This is a genomic window from Marinilabilia salmonicolor JCM 21150 (assembly GCF_000259075.1).
Taxonomy (GTDB): domain Bacteria; phylum Bacteroidota; class Bacteroidia; order Bacteroidales; family Marinilabiliaceae; genus Marinilabilia; species Marinilabilia salmonicolor.
The window spans coordinates 310410-330754 of sequence record NZ_AJKI01000011.1; the positions used below are offsets into that span (position 1 = coordinate 310410).

19 protein-coding genes and 1 tRNA gene are annotated in these 20345 nt (G+C 42.4%); 8 read left to right on the forward strand and 12 right to left on the reverse strand.

Going from position 1 to position 20345, the window contains the following annotated elements; genetic code table 11:
* Positions 1–35 precede the first annotated feature (35 nt).
* From W7W_RS0108425 to rsfS, 4 genes are all read right to left on the reverse strand, one after another.
* Positions 36–695 (reverse strand): phosphatidylserine decarboxylase family protein, encoded by a 660-nt coding sequence (locus W7W_RS0108425; protein ID WP_010663358.1) that lies wholly within the window; start codon positions 693–695, stop codon positions 36–38.
* 159 nt (positions 696–854) lie between these two features.
* Positions 855–1661 (reverse strand): phosphatidate cytidylyltransferase, encoded by an 807-nt coding sequence (locus W7W_RS0108430; protein ID WP_025006750.1) that lies wholly within the window; start codon positions 1659–1661, stop codon positions 855–857.
* A gap of 145 nt (positions 1662–1806) precedes the next feature.
* A complete protein-coding gene (gene ftsH / locus W7W_RS0108435; RefSeq protein ID WP_010663360.1) occupies positions 1807–3972 on the reverse strand; it encodes an ATP-dependent zinc metalloprotease FtsH in 2166 nt (721 codons plus the stop codon).
* Positions 3973–4057: 85 nt separating this feature from the next.
* A complete protein-coding gene (gene rsfS, locus W7W_RS0108440) occupies positions 4058–4438 on the reverse strand; it encodes a ribosome silencing factor (RefSeq protein ID WP_010663361.1) in 381 nt (126 codons plus the stop codon).
* A gap of 223 nt (positions 4439–4661) precedes the next feature.
* On the opposite strand from rsfS, the gene W7W_RS0108445 reads away from it, so the two are divergent.
* Entirely contained in the window at positions 4662–5402 is a 741-nt protein-coding gene (locus W7W_RS0108445) for a biotin--[acetyl-CoA-carboxylase] ligase (RefSeq protein ID WP_010663362.1), read from the forward strand.
* Here W7W_RS0108445 and W7W_RS0108450 read toward each other — a convergent pair.
* Positions 5399–5803: an SRPBCC family protein gene (locus tag W7W_RS0108450; protein ID WP_010663363.1), complete on the reverse strand. Its 405-nt coding sequence runs from the start codon at positions 5801–5803 to the stop codon at positions 5399–5401. The genes W7W_RS0108445 and W7W_RS0108450 overlap by 4 nt on opposite strands.
* 7 nt (positions 5804–5810) lie before the next feature.
* On the reverse strand, positions 5811–6443 hold the full coding sequence (gene pyrE / locus W7W_RS0108455; RefSeq protein WP_010663364.1) for an orotate phosphoribosyltransferase: 633 nt from the start codon (positions 6441–6443) through the stop codon (positions 5811–5813).
* 7 nt (positions 6444–6450) lie between these two features.
* Between pyrE and W7W_RS0108460 the strand changes: the two genes are divergently transcribed.
* The gene (locus W7W_RS0108460; protein ID WP_010663365.1) at positions 6451–7086 is read left to right on the forward strand and encodes an NUDIX hydrolase; all 636 of its coding nucleotides are present in this window, start codon (positions 6451–6453) and stop codon (positions 7084–7086) included.
* Positions 7087–7145: 59 nt separating this feature from the next.
* Complete coding sequence (locus W7W_RS0108465; RefSeq protein WP_010663366.1) at positions 7146–7760, forward strand: hypothetical protein; 615 nt, start codon at positions 7146–7148, stop codon at positions 7758–7760.
* Between the two features lie 4 nt (positions 7761–7764).
* Here W7W_RS0108465 and W7W_RS0108470 read toward each other — a convergent pair whose 3' ends face one another.
* Entirely contained in the window at positions 7765–8868 is a 1104-nt protein-coding gene (locus W7W_RS0108470; RefSeq protein WP_010663367.1) for an AI-2E family transporter, read from the reverse strand.
* A 184-nt stretch (positions 8869–9052) separates the two neighbouring features.
* Here W7W_RS0108470 and W7W_RS0108480 point away from each other — a divergent pair, with 184 nt between their 5' ends.
* Positions 9053–9841 (forward strand): ADP-ribosylglycohydrolase family protein, encoded by a 789-nt coding sequence (locus W7W_RS0108480; protein ID WP_010663368.1) that lies wholly within the window; start codon positions 9053–9055, stop codon positions 9839–9841.
* Positions 9842–9922: 81 nt separating this feature from the next.
* Here W7W_RS0108480 and lon read toward each other — a convergent pair whose 3' ends face one another.
* Positions 9923–12367 carry an endopeptidase La gene (lon, locus tag W7W_RS0108485; protein ID WP_010663369.1) on the reverse strand — a complete coding sequence of 815 codons (2445 nt, stop codon included), beginning with the start codon at positions 12365–12367 and terminating at the stop codon, positions 9923–9925.
* A 38-nt stretch (positions 12368–12405) separates the two neighbouring features.
* On the opposite strand from lon, the gene W7W_RS23650 reads away from it, so the two are divergent.
* On the forward strand, positions 12406–12606 hold the full coding sequence (locus W7W_RS23650; RefSeq protein WP_010663370.1) for a hypothetical protein: 201 nt from the start codon (positions 12406–12408) through the stop codon (positions 12604–12606).
* Positions 12607–12934: 328 nt separating this feature from the next.
* Here W7W_RS23650 and W7W_RS0108495 read toward each other — a convergent pair whose 3' ends face one another.
* From W7W_RS0108495 to W7W_RS0108510, 4 genes are all read right to left on the reverse strand, one after another.
* Positions 12935–13195: a type B 50S ribosomal protein L31 gene (locus W7W_RS0108495; protein WP_010663371.1), complete on the reverse strand. Its 261-nt coding sequence runs from the start codon at positions 13193–13195 to the stop codon at positions 12935–12937.
* A 211-nt stretch (positions 13196–13406) separates the two neighbouring features.
* A complete protein-coding gene (locus W7W_RS0108500) occupies positions 13407–14540 on the reverse strand; it encodes a GNAT family N-acetyltransferase (RefSeq protein ID WP_238532130.1) in 1134 nt (377 codons plus the stop codon).
* A 310-nt stretch (positions 14541–14850) separates the two neighbouring features.
* Positions 14851–16377 carry an aminotransferase class V-fold PLP-dependent enzyme gene (locus tag W7W_RS0108505; protein WP_238532131.1) on the reverse strand — a complete coding sequence of 509 codons (1527 nt, stop codon included), beginning with the start codon at positions 16375–16377 and terminating at the stop codon, positions 14851–14853.
* A 317-nt stretch (positions 16378–16694) separates the two neighbouring features.
* Positions 16695–17375, reverse strand: a complete 681-nt coding sequence (locus W7W_RS0108510) for a DNA alkylation repair protein (protein WP_010663374.1) — start codon at positions 17373–17375, stop codon at positions 16695–16697.
* 115 nt (positions 17376–17490) lie between these two features.
* On the opposite strand from W7W_RS0108510, the gene W7W_RS0108515 reads away from it, so the two are divergent.
* From W7W_RS0108515 to fumC, 3 genes are all read left to right on the forward strand, one after another.
* Positions 17491–17566: transfer RNA gene (locus W7W_RS0108515), tRNA-His, on the forward strand.
* Between the two features lie 208 nt (positions 17567–17774).
* Positions 17775–18882 (forward strand): peptide chain release factor 2 gene (gene prfB / locus W7W_RS0108520; protein ID WP_148660821.1). Its coding sequence is split into 2 segments (ribosomal slippage): positions 17775–17837 and positions 17839–18882, totalling 1107 coding nucleotides; the frame shifts between segments, so codons are not numbered across the junction.
* Positions 18883–18939: 57 nt separating this feature from the next.
* The gene (gene fumC / locus W7W_RS0108525) at positions 18940–20337 is read left to right on the forward strand and encodes a class II fumarate hydratase (protein WP_010663376.1); all 1398 of its coding nucleotides are present in this window, start codon (positions 18940–18942) and stop codon (positions 20335–20337) included.
* Positions 20338–20345: the final 8 nt, after the last annotated feature.

Here is a 20345-nt window from a genome sequence, read left to right on the forward strand (position 1 = left end):
GAGAATACCCACACACAATAGCGTCCACCTGTTTGTTACTGAAGCCAGCCCAGAATAGTCTGCTTTCCTTTTACTGCCTGTCCGGGTTTTACATCTATCCTGCTGCCTAATGGAAAAAAGACATCAACACGGGAACCAAACTTAATAAATCCCATTTGCTTTCCCTGTATGCTTTCCGTCCCAACCTCAGCGTAACAGACAATCCTGCGGGCAAGCGCTCCGGCAATCTGACGTACAACAATGACTTTACCTTTGGGGGATTCAAGAACCACAGTGGTTCTTTCATTTTCGAAAGAGGCTTTGGGAAGGTAAGCTGCCTGGAACCGGCCATTATGGTGTTTAAAATATTTCACCACTCCATTAATGGGAAACCAGTTTATATGCACATTGAATACAGACATAAAAACAGAAACCTGAATACATTTCTCCTTCAACACCTCATTTTCTTCGGTTTCTTCAACTACCACAACCTTGCCATCAGCTGGTGAAATAACAGCATCATCCTGAAGATAGCCCTCTCTTTTGGGGCTTCGAAAGAATGCAAGAAAAAAGAAAAACAGAATAATAGATAGACTCACACTCCATTCTAAAACAGAAGCAGGAGACTCTGTCAAAAAATAGATCCCGGTATTAATAACGGCAAGGATCAAAAAAACAACAGCCAGTGTAGCAAAACCTTCCTTATGAATTGTCATAATCTTAATGTGGTGTTTGGATATTTTTTCAGACCACAAAGGTACAATAGTTCAATAACATTTTGCCTATTTATACCTCAAAAAATAGCTAACAAGGGGCAATACAGAGAAATAGCAGGAAAAACAGCCGGGTTGCATTAAGAAAAAAGACTGGAAATTCTAACAAAACAAAAGATAGCAACTAACGGCTGGGGCAGAGAAAAACACGGCATCGAAACGATCCAACACCCCTCCGTGCCCCGGCAGTACACGACCGGAATCCTTAATATTTACACTACGTTTGAGCATCGACTCTATTAAATCGCCATAAGTCCCCAATACTGAAACCAACGCACCAATCACCAACCAATCCACCAGGCCCAATGTTCCCATCAGGTAAAAATTGAATACCGAAATACCGGCTGCAAAGAAAAATCCTCCAAATGCTCCTTCCCATGATTTTGCCGGAGAAACACTCGGGAAAAGCTTGCGACGACCAATTAAAGTTCCAACCAGATACGCTCCGGAATCATTGCCCCAGATAAGAAGGAAAAAACCCAGCAATAATTCGTATCCGTACTCTCCCTGAAAAAAAGCCAGATGATGTAAGAATGCAAATGGCAAAGCCACATAAAGCGGTACAATAAGGGTTGTGGCAATATTCAAGAGCGAGTTCTTATTCTTCAGATACAACTCTGTCAGAAATACCCCGCCCACCAGTGGCACCATAACAACCAACCATCTTGGCTGCAATGCGGCGTAAAAAATAAAAAAGGAACTCAGATACAAAAACAAACCAATGGTAAGGGCCCAGATAACCCTAACTTTAGCATCAAGTCCATCAATCATTCTGATGAACTCGTACATACCAAGCATGATAACAATTGCAAAGATGGTCATATAAGCCAATGGATGCCACCAGAGTCCTGCGACAATGGCGATAACAAAAAATAAACCCGTAATTGTTCTTTGCAAAAAGTTATTCATGCTCTGCATTTTCGGTTATCAGTTCTGCAAATCCACCAGAACCATCAATTCATTAAATCCAGGTGCCATCATATCCTTACCACATCATATCCTTACCACAATGCCACTGAACAGCATATCTCTTGAAATTCCTGCCTCAGGACACTTATGCTTTGTTATCTGATTCATCTTTCTTACCAGAATCAGATGTGTCTTCAGGTTTAATTTCATCCTCTTTTTTGTCTTTGGGAGCTGAATTTTCATTCTTTTCAGTCTGCTCTTCCCCATTGTTACCTCCGTTTGATGGAATCACATGCTGAGGACCCTTTCTTTTACCGAAAATTTTCTCAAGATCTTCGCTGAAAATGACTTCCTTCTCGAGCAAAAGTTCAGCCAACCTGGAGTGTTTTTCCTTATTCTCGGTAAGAATCTTTTTAGCACGATTGTACTGTTCTTCAACAATAAGAGAAGCTTCCCGGTCAATTAACTCAGCGGTTTTTTCACTATAAGGTTTGTGAAAAGAATACTCACTTTGTCCTGAAGAGTCGAAGAAGCTGATATTTCCTAATTTACTGCTCATCCCGAAATAGGAGACCATTGCATAAGCCTGACGAGTCACTTTCTCAAGATCGTTGAGAGCCCCTGTGGAAATTTGATTAAAAATCAGCTCCTCTGCAGCACGCCCCCCAAGAGCGGAACACATCTCATCAAGAATCTGGGCAGAGGTAGTCAACTGCCGTTCTTCAGGGAGATACCAGGCAGCACCCAATGCTTTTCCCCGGGGAACAATAGTTACTTTTACCAGAGGATGAGCGTATTCCAGCAACCAGCTTATTACAGCATGACCGGCCTCATGGTAAGCAATGGCACGTTTTTCATCCCTGCTGATGATTTTATTTTTCTTTTCCAGACCTCCGACTATCCTGTCAACAGCATTCAGAAAATCATCTTTCTCTACAAGTTTTTTATTTCCACGGGCCGCAATAAGAGCCGCTTCATTGCACACATTTGCAATATCGGCACCCGAGAAACCGGGAGTTTGCTTAGCCAGAAAATCTGGATCAACATCATCTTTAAGTCGAAGAGGCCGAAGGTGAACTTTGAATATCTGTTCCCGTTCTTTCATATCCGGCAACTCAACAGCTATCTGACGGTCAAAACGGCCCGCCCGCATAAGCGCACGATCCAGAACATCGGCACGGTTGGTGGCAGCCAGAATAATCACACCACTGTTGGATCCGAAACCATCCATCTCGGTAAGTAACTGATTGAGCGTATTCTCACGCTCATCATTACTGCTAAATCCGGCATTTTTTCCTCTGGCCCGACCGATCGCATCAATTTCATCAATAAATACAATACATGGAGCCTTTTCTTTGGCTTTCCGGAATAAATCACGAACACGGGAAGCTCCCACACCCACAAACATCTCAACAAAATCGGAACCCGACATACTAAAAAACGGCACATTTGCTTCCCCGGCCACGGCTTTGGCAAGCAAAGTCTTACCGGTTCCCGGAGGGCCGATCAGTAAAGCTCCCTTGGGAATTTTCCCACCCAGTTCGGTAAACTTCTCGGGTTTCTTCAAAAACTCGACAATTTCCTCAACCTCCTGTTTGGCTTCAGACAAACCGGCAACATCTCCAAAATTCACATTGATGTTGTCCTCTTTATCAAACATTTTCGCCTTGGATTTTCCAACACTGAAAATATTCCCGGCACCACTGCCGCCTCCCTGAGAACTCATTCTTCTGAAGATAAATATCCAGATAATGATAATGAGCAACAAGGGCCACATCATTGACAGGAAGTCTTTAAAAAAGTTCACCCGCTCTTCATATTCAACGGGGATACTGATATTATTAGCCTCCTCAGCAGCCTTTCGTGCCTCCTCAAAACTATCAAGCGTAGGAATTTTCACGGTAAAATGCGGACCTGCAGCAGGAGGTGCATAATCGCCCTTAAACAGCTCACGGTATTTATCAATGGCATCAGGGGCAATGGTAACCTCGGCAGCCCCTTCATTTTTAATCACCACCACACGTTTTATATCTCCACCTGGCAACAACTCCCCCACAAATACACTGTAAGAAAGATTTTGCGGTCCTTGTCCAAGATTAAAAGTACTAACCACGATCAGGGCAATCAATATCAATCCGTAAATCCAGTATGCATTAAACTTTGGCATTTTAGGCCCCTGATTTTTCGGATCTCCTCCGTCACTCTTTTTACCAGTATTTTTAGACTCCTTGCGGGATCCTGATAAATTCGTCACCGGCTCTTTAGGTAAATCGGTGGTTGATTTTGGGTCTTTTTGTTCCTTTTCTGTCATATAATAGTTTAGCTATTGTCTGTTGGTAATAAAATCATTTTGTCCGGGAATAGAAAATGCCCGTCAATAAACCTGATAATTCAGATTAAAAAAGGTCTTCGATATCTTTACGGCCGGCATCGGCCCATAAATCTTCAAGGCTGTAGTAGTTCCGTACCTGCTTTTGAAAAACATGTACCACTACATTCATATAATCAATCAACACCCATTCGGCGTTTTGTTTTCCTTCCACATGAAATGGCTTCTCACCGGCATCGCGTCTGACTATTTCTTCCACGGAATCCGAAACAGCATCCACATGCACATTGCTTTCCCCTTCACAAATCACAAAAAACTCTGCAATCATATTTTCTATGTTTCGCAAATCCAGCACAGTTATTTTCGTCCCTTTCTTCTCTTGCATCCCTTCGATAACTGCATCTACTAATTTTTCAGTTGAGACAACTTCAGAATTACTTTCAACCATTCAAAAATACCTTTTTATCATATCTCCGGCAATTACAACTCCGGATATGTTTCATTATCTAATTTTTACATACTCATTGCAACATATCTATTGAAAAAACAATGCCACAATAAAATTTGTGCTCAAAGATAACATTTTAAAAGAACATATATACCTATTTTTGTTGCTTCTGAGAGAGCATTCTGACAAAATGACGTTCTTTAAATAAACACAAAAAACAATTATGCAGCACATACCGGAAATAATACAACCAGCACAAACAGCCTCTACCAGTACCTACCTGAAAGAGTTACTGAAACAACGCAAATTACCGGAATGTTCGGTAGTAATAACCAATAACCAAACAGAGGGAAAAGGACAACCCGGGAATAAATGGGAAACAGAGCCCGGAAAAAACCTTACATTTTCAATGATATTTTACCCCAACGGCATAAAAGCTTCAGAACAGTTTATTATTTCTAAAGCAGTCAGTGTAGCCATTGTCAAAACCTTAAAGAAGTTCAACCTCAGCGCCACCATAAAATGGCCCAACGACATCTATATCAACGACAAGAAATTAGGTGGGATACTCATAGAAAACACACTGAGTGGTCAGACGATCGATCAATGCATTATCGGAATAGGCCTGAACATAAATCAGGAAACATTCCCCGACCATTTGCCAAATCCTGTCTCCGCAAAAAACGTTTCAGGCAGGGAAACCGACTTGCTGGCCATTTTTGGCGAACTACATGAATCCATCTCAGATCTTTACGATCAGGTTTTGGCGCAGGATCATCCGGAAATTGAGAAGGAATACCTAAACCAGCTTTATCGCAGAAGCGGGCGTCACCTTTACAAAGATAAGACCGGATTATTCAAAGCTGAGTTCCACAGCATCGGTCCGGCCGGCCATCTGTTTTTAAAACGAGAGGATGGCTCTGTAACTGGCTACGCTTTCAAAGAGGTAGAACACATTCTTTAATAATCGTATCCGGCAATACCCTCTGCCAGCATTCCGATAAATTTCTCTATCGGTCCTTTGGCCACCATTTTTATCATTGGATTCATATCGGCATCCAGGGTTATTTTCAACTTGCTTTCCCCGTCGATAACCTCCTTAAGCTGAATCCAAAGAAAAAAAGTAAAAGGCACCTTCCCGTCGGCCGTATATTTAATGGTTTTATTCTCTTCCCGATCCACAATCTTAAGTCCCACCTGTCCTACGCCATCCACCTCGAAGCGGCAAGAATCACCAAAACTCTCCCAGTTCTTTATTTTATCACGGGGAATCACCTCAGAAAAATTGTCAAAATCAGACAACTTCGCATACACCTTTGATGCGGGATGCGTAATTGTCTTTATCTGACTTTCAAATCTTGTCATAAATAAATTATTTCTTCCAATTAGCGGGGTCTTCCCTCCATTGCGACAGAGTGCTCAATTCGTCTGAAGAAACATATCCGGTTTCAACAGCGACTCTGAGCAAAGCCTGATAATCGCTCAGCGTTTCATATTTCACAGAAGCTTCGTCAAAATTGTCTTCTGCCACTTTAAAACCGTATGAGAAAATGGCAAGCATTCCCAGCACCTCAGCTCCGTTATTTCTCAGAGCCTCCACTGCTTTCAGACTACTGCCACCGGTAGAGATCAGATCTTCAATAACCACCACTTTCTGCCCCGGTTTCAAATCACCCTCTATCAGATTTTCCAATCCATGACCTTTCGGGCTTGAACGCACATATACAAATGGTTTACCAATTAAATCAGCAACCAAAGCCCCTTGAGCAATTGCCCCGGTAGCCACTCCGGCAATCACATCCACTTCGGGCCATAATTCCAATACCCTGCGGGCAAACTGAATTTTTATAAAATCACGAACCTCCGGATAAGAAAGTGTTTTACGGTTGTCGCAATAGATGGGCGATGTCCACCCCGATGCCCATGAAAAGGGGTTTGCAGGTTGCAGTTTTATTGCTTTTATTTGCAATAGCTGCCTGGCTATATTTTCCTGTAAATTTTTCATACTGCAAATGTACAAGATATTTTTCAAAGATAGAGTTGTATTACTGACCGACAATATTGATTTGGCCCTTACAGATGAGGTTCTCGGCATCCACAAACTGGGAAGCGACGGAGAGCTGAAAAAATTTCTGGCCGATTTTGAAAACACTCCTGACAGAAAGGAAGCCATTATTTATCATCACAATCAACATGAGCTTTTTCAGCGATTTCGCAGCTGTTATAAAAATCTGCTTGCAGCAGGAGGCGTGATCTGGAATGCTGAGAGAACGCACTTCCTGAGTATGTACAGGCTTGGACGTGCTGATTTGCCCAAGGGAAAAGTAGAAAAAGAGGAAACATTTGAGATGGCTGCGGTGAGAGAAGTAGAAGAGGAATGTGGCATTACGGGACCGGAAATAACCACCAAAATTGGTTCCTCCTTTCACATTTATCAAATCAATCAACAATCCATTCTGAAGGAAACAAAATGGTTTGAGATGGTTTATCATGGAACAGCAACTCCGGTTCCTCAAGAGGAAGAGAATATCAGTGAAATCAACTGGACTGCCAAAGAAGACCTCAGAGAATTTGCAGAAAAGACCTATCCGTCGATAAAAGAGATGCTGATAAAAGGAGGATACCTTAAAACCGGATTGAATCAATAGAATTTATCACCATTCTTCCAACAAAAACAAAGAATTAAAAAGACCAAAAAAGAAAAACCATGGATTCAGTCACCCAAAATGAAATTGAATTAAAAAAATGGAAAGAAAAAACACGCCGTGAGGCACTTGAAACTGAAGTAGAGCGATTGAAGTCCGTTAACACCTATCAAACGGGGAAAATCAAAAAAGTCACCATTGCGCTTATTGCGACACTTGTTCTGCTGGTCACCTCATTCATTGGTTTTTTTGTCATCCGGTTATCAGAAAAAAACGATCAGACAACTGTAAGTGCCCAAAAAGTAGAAGAAACGCTCCCGAAAAGCCCAGCTCCTTCAGATTCCAAAGAAATAAACATTATCTCTCCGGCATCAGATACCATCAAGCTCTGGGTTCAGGACAACGGAGTGCTCTTCAGCGTTCAGATTGGCGCTTATTCGGGGCAGAACCTTGATGAATTCAAAGACAACATGATTTCCCTGCATCAATACAAATCGGAAACCATCAATCAGTTTACACTAGGGCTCTTTACAAGTTATGAAAAAGCCATTGAATTCAGAGAAACCATAAAAAAAATTGGCATCAAGGACTCTTATATTTCAGCCATAAAAAACGGGAAAAGAATTAAAATACAGGAAGCTCTGGCGAATAGCGAATCACTTCAACCAGGTCAATAAAACCTCACATCCTGTCGGTAAGTTTCTGCACCAGTTCATATTTATCAAAAAACTCTCTGGCGATCACACGCACAATGGTATAAACAGGTATTGCCAGAAACATTCCTAATATTCCGGAAAGGTATCCGGCTCCCAATATCACAATAAAAATCTCCAACGGATGAGCCTTCACACTATTCGAAAAAATAAGGGGCTGAAAAACGATGTTATCCAGAAGCTGAACTGTAATGTAAATAACCAGCATACCTCCCAGGAAAGAGAGATAAGTAATGTCCATGGGTAATTGCAAAAACACCAGAGTTCCGACACTGATTCCAAAAATAGCGCCGATAAGAGGTCCCAGATAGGGAATAATATTCATCAATCCACTAAAGATGCCAATGATTACGGCATGACTAAACCCAACGCCCAGGAGCGAAAAACCTAATGTGACAATTGTCCCCATCAGGGTAGTCTGAATCAGTATCCCCAGAAAATAGCGCCGCAACAAATACCTGATGGAAATTAAAGCATGCCTGATGCCGGCTTCATGTTTTTGAGGCACAAACAATAAGATACCCCCTATCAATAATCCCTCTTCTTTCAGAAAAAAGAAGGTAATAAAGGAGATGGAAAAAGCAGCAATAAAAACACCACCAAAAAAACCGGCAATGGAGGTGAAAAACAGACGCACCTGCTCAAAATCCAGGAAAGTCAGGAGTGCAGCCTCAAACTGCTCCTCAAAGCTCTGCATCAGTGCACGTCCTACTTCGGACCCCCTGAGCGGCGCCAGTGTATTGGAGAGTAAACCTCCGGCCTTTTGAAGAGCAGAAGGAATATCTACGTTGGAAAAGAACTGAATTTCTGAGGCAAGCAGAGGGACCGTAAAACGAAAGAACAGAACAATCAGCACCCATAATGACAGTACGGTGAACAAGGCAGCTCCGCTTTTGCCGATGGTAAACCGCCATACTTTAACCCGGTGAAAAGCATCAAAAATCGGACGCGTAACCAGAGATAATATGGCACCAACGCTCACAAACAACACGATAGATCTGAAATACCATAAGAGAAAGAAGCCTCCAAAGATGGCAAGTGTCAGAAATAAATACTTAAAAAACTGCTTCATATTCAGAATATGCCTTAAAACACTTAAAATTAAGAAAAATTACACGGTCTTTCGACAAAATGAAAATCTTATTGTCATTTTCTCTATAAAGAGACATTATTATAATCGGAAAAGTTTGATATTTAATGAAAACTTATCATATTAGCCGACTCATTTTTTTACGTTTTTTTCCAAATCCACTACTATGAAAGGTGCAATTATCGGCGACATTATAGGTTCAACATTTAAAAATATTGATTTAGGAGATACCGATTTTCAGCTTTTTAAGCCCAACTCCGCATACACCGATGACACCATTCTTACCATTGCAACGGCAGATTCAGTTCTGAATAAAAAAGATTATGAACAAACACTGAAGGATTGGGTCAGGGCATTTCCCCGGGCCGGTTATCGACCCAAATTTCTTGAATGGGCCCTCTCTGATCAATCAACCCCTTATATCAGTAAAGGTGAAGGAGCAGCACGTCGTATCAGCCCGATAGGCTTTGCTGCTCAGAGTGTGGAAGAAGCGCTTACCGAAGCGGAGAAAAGTACCCGGATCACGCACAATATTCCTGAACGTATCAAAGCTGCCAAAGCAGTTGCCGCAACCATATATATGTGCAAACATGCCGGGACCAAGAAAGAAATTAAAACATTTATCGGTCAGGCGTTCGATTATGACTTCTCCCTAAAGGTGGAAGACTGGAAACAGAGAAAAATAACTCCTGACAGTGAGACTTCTCCCGTAGAACCGGCCTTTTCTGCTTTCATGGAAGCCTCAGATTATGAAGAAGCCATCAGGCTTGCTATTTTAATCGGAGGTCCGAGTAATACCATTGCGTCTATTGCCGGCGCTTTGGCAGAAGCTTATTTCAAGCACATTCCCAAATCCATCATAAAAAGAGCGCTCTCACGCATCACCCCCGAAATGCAGGAAATACTCTCGGTATTTGAAGATAAATACCTGAAATTCTCGGAACAGGAAGCTTAATATCACCAAAAATATTAGAAAAAGCCGGACTCATTAAAATATGAACCCGGCTTTTTTATTGTCTGTAAATCAATAATCTGCTTATGCTTCGGCTTTCTCATCTGTAAGTGCTATACTGAGCACCTCCTGGATATCATCAACATAATGGAATCTAAGTTCCGCTATATATTCAGCTTTTATTTCCTCCACATCTTTTCGGTTCTCCTTACAAAGAATAAGTTCATTGATACCGGCACGGCGAGCAGCAAGAATTTTCTCCTTAATTCCCCCAACCGGAAGTACTTTCCCCCGCAAGGTAATTTCGCCTGTCATAGCCAGTCGTGATTTCACTTTTCGCCCGGTAAATGAGGATGCCAGGGAGGTAACCATTGTAATTCCTGCTGATGGCCCGTCCTTAGGTATAGCCCCCTCCGGCACATGGACGTGAACATTTCGCTCATCGAAAATCTCCTCCTGTAAGCCAAGAACATCTGCGTGCGATTTGAGATACTCAAGGGCCAGCATAGCCGACTCCTTCATGACCTCTCCAAGGTTTCCGGTTAGCGTCAGTCGTCCTTTCCCTTTACTCAGACTGCTTTCCACAAAAAGTATTTCACCACCGGCGGCAGTCCAGGCCAAACCTGTAACCACTCCTGCAAACCGGTTATCCTGCCATGTATCTTTCGAGAATTTTTCAACACCCAGGTATTCCTTCACTTCCGAAACGCCCACAGATTTTTTCACATCCTCATCGGTTGCCAACTTAAGGGCAATTTTTCGAAGCAGTCGGGCAATGGTCTTATTCAAATCACGAACCCCTGACTCGCGGGTATAGTGGTCAATAATATATCCGATGGTTCGTTTTGGAAGCGTAACAGTTCCTTTAGGAATACCATGGTTTTCCAATTGCTGCGGCACAAGATGACGGCGGGCAATCTCTACCTTTTCCTCCAATACATAACCACTTACATTAATCAGTTCCATTCTGTCGAGCAACGGAGGGGAAATGGAGTTCAACGTATTGGCCGTTGCAATAAACATTACTTTAGAGAGGTCAAAGTCAACCTCCAGAAAATTATCATGGAAAGCGCTGTTTTGCTCAGGATCCAACACTTCCAAAAGTGCCGAACCGGGGTCCCCATGAAAACTGTTACTTATTTTATCAATTTCATCCAAAATAAATACCGGATTCGCAGATCCTGACTTATTAATATTATGGATGATACGCCCGGGCATCGCACCGATGTAGGTTTTCCTATGTCCTCTGATTTCTGCTTCATCATGAACCCCTCCCAGCGACATTCTGACATATTGGCGCCCCAGGGCTTCGGCTACTGATTTTCCAAGGGAGGTTTTCCCCACTCCGGGAGGGCCGTAAAGGCAAAGAATAGGAGATTTCAAATCACCTTTCAACTTAAGCACCGCCAAATGCTCCAAAATTCGTTCTTTCACATTCTCCAGCCCAAAGTGATCACGATTCAAAATTTTCCTGGCCCGTTTCAGGTCAAAATTATCCTTTGTGTATTCATTCCAGGGAAGATCGAGCAGTGTCTGTACATAATTGTACTGGATAGAATACTCCCCGGAAGCAGGATTCAGACGACGCAATTTCTCCAACTCTTTGCCAAACAACTCCTTGACGGATTCATTCCACTTTTTACCAGCAGCGCTTTTCTCCATTTCTTTTATTTCCTGCTCAACAGGGCTGGAGCCGAGCTCATCCTGAATGGTTTTCATCTGCTGATGCAACAAATATTCACGCTGTTGCTGATCCATGTCCTGCTTCACCTTCGATTGAATATCGTTCTTGATTTCCATCAACTGGACCTCACGAACCAGATACTCAACCAAACGCATTCCTCGTTCTTTCAGATCATTTGTTTCCAGCAGTTTTTGCTTTTCTTTGACAGGAATATCAGAACTGGAGGACACATAATTTATAAGAAACGCAGGACTTTCAATATTCCGGATGGCAAAGGAAGCTTCGGGGGGTACATTAGGCGACTGCTTTATAAGGCTCAACGACAAATCCTTAAGCGATGAAACCACCGCTTCAAACTCACGTGTTTTATCACCCTCAGGCTCCACATCCTCCAAAACACTTACGCGTCCCTTAAAATAAGGATCCTCCTCGGTCATCTCCTCCAGTCCAAAACGCTTTTTACCCTGAATGATTACCGAAGTAGAGTTATCAGGCATTTGCAGTATCTTAATAATACGTGCAACGGTACCTGTTTTATAAAGATCATTTACTCCGGGATCATCAATCTTGTAATCCATCTGAGTAAGCGCGCCGAAAAAACCTTTCGATTTTTCTACATCCTTGACAAGCTGATGGGATTTCTCCCTCCCGATTGCAATTGGAATAATCACTCCCGGAAAAAGAATGGTATTACGCAAGGGAAGTATGGGCAACACTTCCGGGATAGGCTGATCGTCATTATCCTGCTCCATATCATCACCAATGATGGGAATAAACTCAGAGTCGTTGTCGGAAGCCTCACTTAACCCAAACGGGTCTATCGAAATCTTAAAATCATTATCCATAATATCTGATATCACTATTCAGTCACAAACGTGCCACTTTGACAGACGGAATTGTTAAAGAAAAGAACCGTCAAAGAAAAAAATGCAAACACCCTCTAGGCACTGCATGCCTGGCACAAGAACCTTTAACCTTCAAAAAAATCGTTTTTATTAACGATGCAACAATAGGGAACAATCCCTGTACCAAAAACGTTTTTGCCCCTAAAGATAATGCTTTTCAGAAAGGTTGTCAGCAATAAACCAAATTCATTCATTCATCAAACAGAACATAACGAAGTACTACCTCCAAACAAATCTGCCTTTCAGGGATGGCTATTTAGTGCCTGTCTATAAACTAAGCGTTTTTCACGTGTTTGAAATAGAAAGTTCAAATTCAAGGCGTGTAAAAAATCTAAACCGCAGAATACTAATGTATTTGAGGATTTAGATTTTGAGCAACAACGCAGAAGTTGAACTTTATAGACAAACACTATTTAACTTAACCAGTAAGGAGATGAACAGGGTAAAAACAAAAAAGCTCCGGAATAAAACCGGAGCTTTCTTAAATATTCTAAAACCGACAAGTGATTATTTCTTGTCTTCGTAATGTTTCTTGTAACGATTACGGAATTTATCCACACGACCTGCGGTATCCACAAGTTTCATTTTACCAGTGTAAAACGGATGTGAAGAACTTGAAATTTCAAGTTTCACCAATGGATATTCAGTCCCGTCGATCTCAATGGTCTCGCGGGTGTTTACAGTAGAACGGGTGATAAAAGTATCGCCGTTGGACATATCTTTAAACGCAACCATGCGATAATTGTCCGGATGAATTCCCTTTTTCATTTCTCTAATATTTTATTTTCTAACCTCTGTTTTTTTAACTCTTTCCGGTGAGTGTCTGACGATTAAACAAAACACTCACATCTAACGGACTGCAAAATTAATTATTCCGCTGACAAACACCAAAAATTTTCTCAGAAAAAAATTCAAACAATCTGTCATTCCTCTTTCCGCGGCTTACTAAAGCTATAAAAAAACGAAAAACAGGCGCGCTTCAGGATTTAACTTTTCCCTTGGTATCATTAGGAATTGAAGCAGCATGCTGTCCCTCTTTTCGTTTTTCTTCATCAAAGATAAAACGATAAGTAATATGTTTCTTCCCGAAATCAGCCCCTACCGATTCATGAAGAGCTCTCATCTTGGGGTTAAAATCTCCAACCCAGGAGAGTTCCATCTCTCTCAGCCATGGTTTTTTGGAAACAGCATTTCTCAAATGCCAGAAAATTCCTGATTCAATACCATTTCGCTGCCAACGGGGACGAATCCCCATAATCACAACTCTTGTACGAGTCATTACTTTTCGCCATTTCAGATAAACAAACTTCAGTTTATTCCAAACATTCATCTTCCCATGAAAATGCTTAATAATCTGATTTACATCCGGGAACTGCACAAAAAAACCAATGGGTGTCCCTTCATGATAAGCAAACCAGATCAACTCCTCGTCCATAAAATCCTTGGCTTCCTTAAGGGAGTTGCGGAGTGTTTCAGCCTTCATCGGAGTGAAATTTTCATGAAACTGCCACGCATCGTTATAGATTTCAATAAAATCTTTAATAAACTCCTCACTTTTGTCCCACTGAAAATGCTTAAACTCATAACCAGGTTTTCGTCCTACCCAACCCGCAATTTTCCAAAATCTTTCGGGAAAAGGTTTTTGCAAATCAAGATGATTTGTAACCTGTTCAAAATAACTGGCAAACCCGTACTCCTCGAAAAAATCTTTGTAATAGGGGGGGTTATACTGGACGCCAAAGGCAGGCGAAGTAAATCCGTCCACCAAAAGTCCCCAGAATGTATCATTTTCCCCAAAATTAATGGGTCCGTCCATGGCTTCCATTCCTCTCTCTGAAAGCCAGTCACGAGCAGCATCAAAGAGCATAAAAGCAGCTGCTTTATCATTCACACATTCAAAAAAACCCATCCCTCCTGTTGGCTGCTTGTAACCATAGGCTTTTTTCTCATTAATAAATACCCCGGTTCTTCCAATAACCTTATCGTCATCCGAAAGGAGCAAAAACCGAACAGCGTCACCATGTGCAAAAAAATCATTGGATGCAGGATCAAAGATCTCCTCTATCATCACATCCAGTGGGCGCACATAATTATCGTCGTTTTTGTATATCATATCCACGACATCCAAAAATTGTCGCTTTTGCTTGCTCGTATTTACCTCAACAATACGCATAAGAGAATATAAAAAATTATGTAATCAGTAGTATAACAAGAGGTCAAAGTTAATTAATTTGGTTGAATACACTAAACCTGCTTTATTCACAAATTATTTATTCCGATGCCCAACTATCTGCTAAATACAACCGTCCTCAACAAAATGGATTTGAAAATAATTTATTATTTCCGGCACCTATTTTATTTGCGGTTGATTGTATTTCTTGATATATGAACATCTCATTACAACAATTCATAAATAAAGCAGGTTAAAAATGAAACCATGAAAGATAATCATCCATTGTCTTTCCGGGCTTGTTTTTGTGGCTAAATTCATTCTCCCACGGATGGTATTCATAATCCTCCGACCACTCTTCAGCATTTTGTGCGACCTGAGCGACTGCATCAATAATATACTCAATCTCCTCTTCGCTCATCACCGGATGAAGAGACAACCGGACCCACCCGGGCTTTTCAGACAAGTCGCCCATATCAATTCTACGTGTGATATTACTGGAGGTATAATAATCCACGTGCAACAAATAGTGACCGTAAGTGCCGGCACATGAACACCCGCCTCTGACCTGAATGCCAAAACGGTCATTCAACAGACGAACCACCAGGTTAAAATGAACATTGGAAATGTAAAATGAAATTGCTCCCAACCGTTCTTCCTGCCCATCTGCAAGAATAGTCAGCCCCGGAATTTTCCTGAATTCACCAAAAATTCGTTGAATCATAGCTTTCTCCCGTTCCGCCATTTTCAGACAATTCATCTGCTCCTTTAGCCTGATGCTTAAAGCAGCGCGAATAGACTGAAGAAAACCGGGAGTCCCCCCGTCTTCCCGGGCCTCAATATCAGCAATATACTGATATTTCCCCCATCTGTTGGTCCAGTTCACAGTGCCTCCACCGGAGTTATCAGGTGCTTTGTTGTGATAAAGAGCAGAATTAAACACAATTACTCCGCTACTGCCCGGACCTCCAAGAAATTTATGGGGAGAAAAGAACACCGCATCCAACCGTTCCAAAGAATTATCCGGATGCATATCGATGGGGACATAAGGCGCCGAAGCAGCAAAATCAACAAAACAGAAACCTCCATACTCATGCATTATCCGGGCAAGTTGATGGTAGGGGGTTTCAATTCCCGTAACATTGGAACAGGCGGTAAAACTCCCAATTTTTAACACCCGGTCCTTGTATTTTTCAATTTCCTTCTTCAACGATTCCGGATTCACCAACATATCGGCATCCGGCTCCAACACTACCACATCAGCATTGGTTTCCAGCCACGAAGTATGATTAGAATGATGCTCCATGTGCGTAAGAAAAACCACCGGTCGTTCTTTTTCAGGTAAATGACAATACCGCTGCGCCTGCTCAGGAACCCGCATTCCAAGAATCCGCTGTAGTTTATTCACCACCGAGGTCATTCCATAACCGGCAGTTATTATGAGGTCACCCTCACGGGCATTTACGTGTTCTTTTATGAGTTTATGGGATAACCGATAGACATTGGTCATCACTTTTCCTGTATCGCTCGATTCGGAATGCGTATTGGCCACCATAGGACCAATCACATTCACTATTTGTTCCTCTACCGGCCGGTACAACCTCCCGGAAGCAATCCAATCGGCATAAACCAAAGGCTTTGCCCCATAAGGAGTTTCAATGGCAGCATCAAAACCAACAATATTCTCCCTGAATTTTTTAAAATGATCTTCGTGAGGTAACATACAAGCAATACGGTCAATAAGTTTTACTTTGAGTTTGTCTGTAAAGCCATTATTCATGGTTTCGGACAGACACTATCCCGACTTTACAGACGGACACTATTTAGTGCCTGTCCATAAACTAAGCGTTTTTCACGTGTTTGAAATAGAAAGTTCAAATCCAAGGCGTGTGAAAAAGCTAAACCGCAGAATACTAATGTATTTGAAGATTTAGATTTTGAGCAACAACGCAGAAGTTAGACTTTATAGACAAACACTATTTAGCGGTGGTCTCGTCTCAATATGAGCAGGAATCCGGATCCTTTCAAATCGATTCCACACCAAACCGCAATGACAAAAATAGAATCTACGTTTGATAAAAAAGCTGATGAATGACACTACTGAAAAGCTTCCAGCTCATAAGCTACATCTTTTCCGGTTTCAGAGACATATACATCATCCTCCGTCATCCATTTTTTTGCATTTTCAAAAACAAAATCCCGAAAAGAAGAAAAGCGCCCGGCCATTTTTAACACAAAGCCGACAGCTCTCATCAACCGAGGGTCGGAAGCCATGGATTTGAGCATATCCATTAAATCAGGCAACTCACTAAAGCTATCATCTCCAGCCAACCGAATTCTCCAGCCAATACCCATGGCAGCAGCATATTTCTTATAAATCTGCTCACTTTTGAGCCATTCAATCAGAAACAGCGAGGGGACCTTCTCTGCGGCCAGCAAATTACGGCCTATCTGCTCGGAAAGTTCAATGGTATGAAGCATATTGCCCCACTCTTCCAGTTCCTTTACAGGCAAAGCATCAAAATCAACCAGCATAGTGGCCAGAATCATGGTCTCACGGATCTCACGGGCCCACAAACGTATAGCGAGGGCGGCACTTTTCGGAAAATCCCCTGCCATTTTACGAAGGTAAACCACCGAAACACCGTAATTTACGCGATACCGAGCTCCTGATTCTTTCATCAGATCTGCTGTTTCGCCATCTTTCAGGTTACGAACCCGGCGCATCAAAGACTCAATTTGCCGGTCAACCTCCGGCTCCACAGTGAAAAACTTCATTATCAATATTTTTAATGACCACACATTTCGAAGAAAGCAATTATAGTCGCTTTTTTTAGAAAAACATTTGCAAAACTAATGGAAAAAATTTTACCTTTGCCCCCACATTAAAAACGGTGATTGTAGCTCAGTCGGTTAGAGCGCCAGATTGTGGCTCTGGAGGCCGCCGGTTCGAATCCGGTCTTTCACCCTTTAAAGCGGACAACCATTTTGTTGCCCGCTTTTTTTTAATAACATTTTATTAAAGAAATAAATCGTTAATAGGACAAGTCTGTTGATTCCTAAACTACAGGATCGCACAAACAGGAAGCAGAAACTCTGTTTTCAATACCTGAAACCATCCTGCTCATGGTAATTTATTTCTTACCTTTGCAAACATAAACTAAAAACACTAAGGAAATGGTAACATCTGAAATGATGAAAGACCTTTCGGGACGCGAGATCGCGTTGAGGAGGTATCTTTGACATCGATAGAAAAAAGATTGAAATAGAAGAAGAGGAACTGCGCACTCAGGCACCTGACTTTTGGGACGACCCCAAAGAGGCAGAGCTTAAAATGAAAAAAATCAAAGAGCTTAAAAGCTGGGTAACGGGTTACGACAAAATTAAAAACGCCATCGAAGAGACCTCTGTCCTGCTGGAATTCTTAAAAGAAGGAGAGGCCGAAGAGGCTGATGTGGATGCACAATTTCAGAAAACGGTAAAGATGCTGGAAGATCTGGAGTTGCGCAATATGCTTCAAAAAGACGAAGACCGCATGGGCGCCATTCTCAAGATTAATGCAGGAGCAGGTGGAACAGAAAGCCAGGATTGGGCAGAAATGCTCATGCGGATGTATGTTAGATGGGGTGAAAAGAACGGCTACAAAGTCACAGAGACAAACTTCCAGGAGGGAGATGAGGCAGGAATAAAATCAGTCACCCTCCAGTTTGAAGGAGACTTTGCCTATGGCTATCTGAAAAGCGAAAACGGAGTTCACCGACTCGTAAGGCTCTCACCTTTCAACTCGGCCAACAAACGAATGACCTCTTTCACATCGGTTTTCGTAATTCCTCTCATCGACGAGACGATCGAAGTGGATATCAATCCTGCCGACATTACCTGGGAAACTTTTCGTTCCAGCGGCGCAGGAGGTCAGAATGTCAACAAAGTGGAGACCGGCGTACGGTTGCGCCATGGGCCATCAGGCATTGTCATTGAAAATACCGAATCGAGATCGCAGGGAGGAAATAAAGAAAACGCTCTGCGGATGTTGAAATCTCAGCTCTACGAGATTGAGTTAAGAAAAAAACTGGAGGAGCAAAACAAAATTGAGTCCCAGAAAAAGAAAATTGAATGGGGATCACAAATACGATCGTATGTCCTGCAACCGTACAAACTCGTCAAGGATGTCCGCACCAGTCATGAGACCAGTAACGTACAGGCAGTTTTAGACGGTGAAATCGACGGATTCATCAAAGCCTTCCTGATGGAATATGGAGCTGAAGATGTCTTCAAAAAAGACTAAACACAGTTTAGTAGTCAAACATGCATTCAATTAACACTCATAAAAAACTACAAAAAAATGGAATATCGGATTGAGAAAGACACCATGGGTGAAGTAAAAGTGCCCGCAGACAAATATTGGGCAGCCCAGACACAGCGTTCTGTAATGAATTTCCCCATTGGCCCTTCTGGATCAATGCCCCTTGAAATTGTTCATGCCTTTGGTTATTTGAAGAAAGCAGCTGCCTATGCCAATGAAGAATTGGGTGTGCTTCCCGCTGAAAAAAGAGATCTGATAGCTGCTACCTGTGATGAAATCATTGGCGGAAAGCTCAATGATCAGTTCCCATTGGTGGTATGGCAAACCGGTAGCGGAACCCAGTCGAACATGAACTGCAATGAAGTTGTGGCCAACCGCGCCCATGTAATTAACGGAGGGAAACTCGGTGAAGGAGAAAGACCTATTCACCCCAACGATGACGTTAACAAATCACAATCATCCAACGATACTTTCCCCACAGCAATGCACATCGCTGCCTACAAAATACTGATGGAGAAAACCATTCCCGGGATCGAAAAACTCAGGGATACGCTTCAAAAGAAATCAGAAGAGATGAAAGAAGTGGTAAAGATTGGCCGTACTCATCTGATGGACGCCACACCGCTTACCCTCGGACAAGAGTTTTCCGGCTATGCAGCGCAATTAACACATGGGATCAAGGCGATCAAAGCCACACTGGAACACCTTTCTGAACTGGCACTGGGAGGAACCGCAGTGGGAACAGGTTTGAACACCCCTAACGGATACGATGTGACAGTAGCCAAATACATCGCCAAGTTCACCGGAATGCCATTTAAAACCGCTGCCAATAAATTTGAATCACTGGCCGCTCACGATGCCATTGTGGAAAGCCACGGAGCACTAAAACAAGTAGCAGTGAGTCTGATGAAAATTGCCAACGACATCCGCCTGCTGGCATCAGGCCCCCGCTCAGGCATCGGCGAGATTCTGATTCCGGAAAATGAGCCCGGTTCTTCCATTATGCCCGGAAAAGTGAATCCTACGCAAGCCGAAGCAATGACAATGGTATGTGCTCAGGTTATGGGAAATGACGTTACCGTTTCGGTTGGCGGATCTAATGGTCACTTCGAACTCAATGTTTTCAAACCGGTAATGATTTACAACTTCCTGCAAAGTGCAGAACTCCTGGGGGACGCCTGTGTGGCCTTTAATGACAACTGCGCTGCAGGAATCAAGCCCAATCATGACCGCATAAAAATGCACCTCGACAATTCTCTGATGCTGGTTACAGCTCTGAATACCCATATCGGATATTACAAAGCTGCCGAGATTGCCAAGAAGGCTCATAAAGAAGGGACTACCCTCAAAGAAGCAGCACTGGAACTTGGTTACCTCACAGCAGAAGAATTCGACAAATGGGTGGATCCGTCCAAAATGATTGGATCTTTGGACTAAGGGACCTT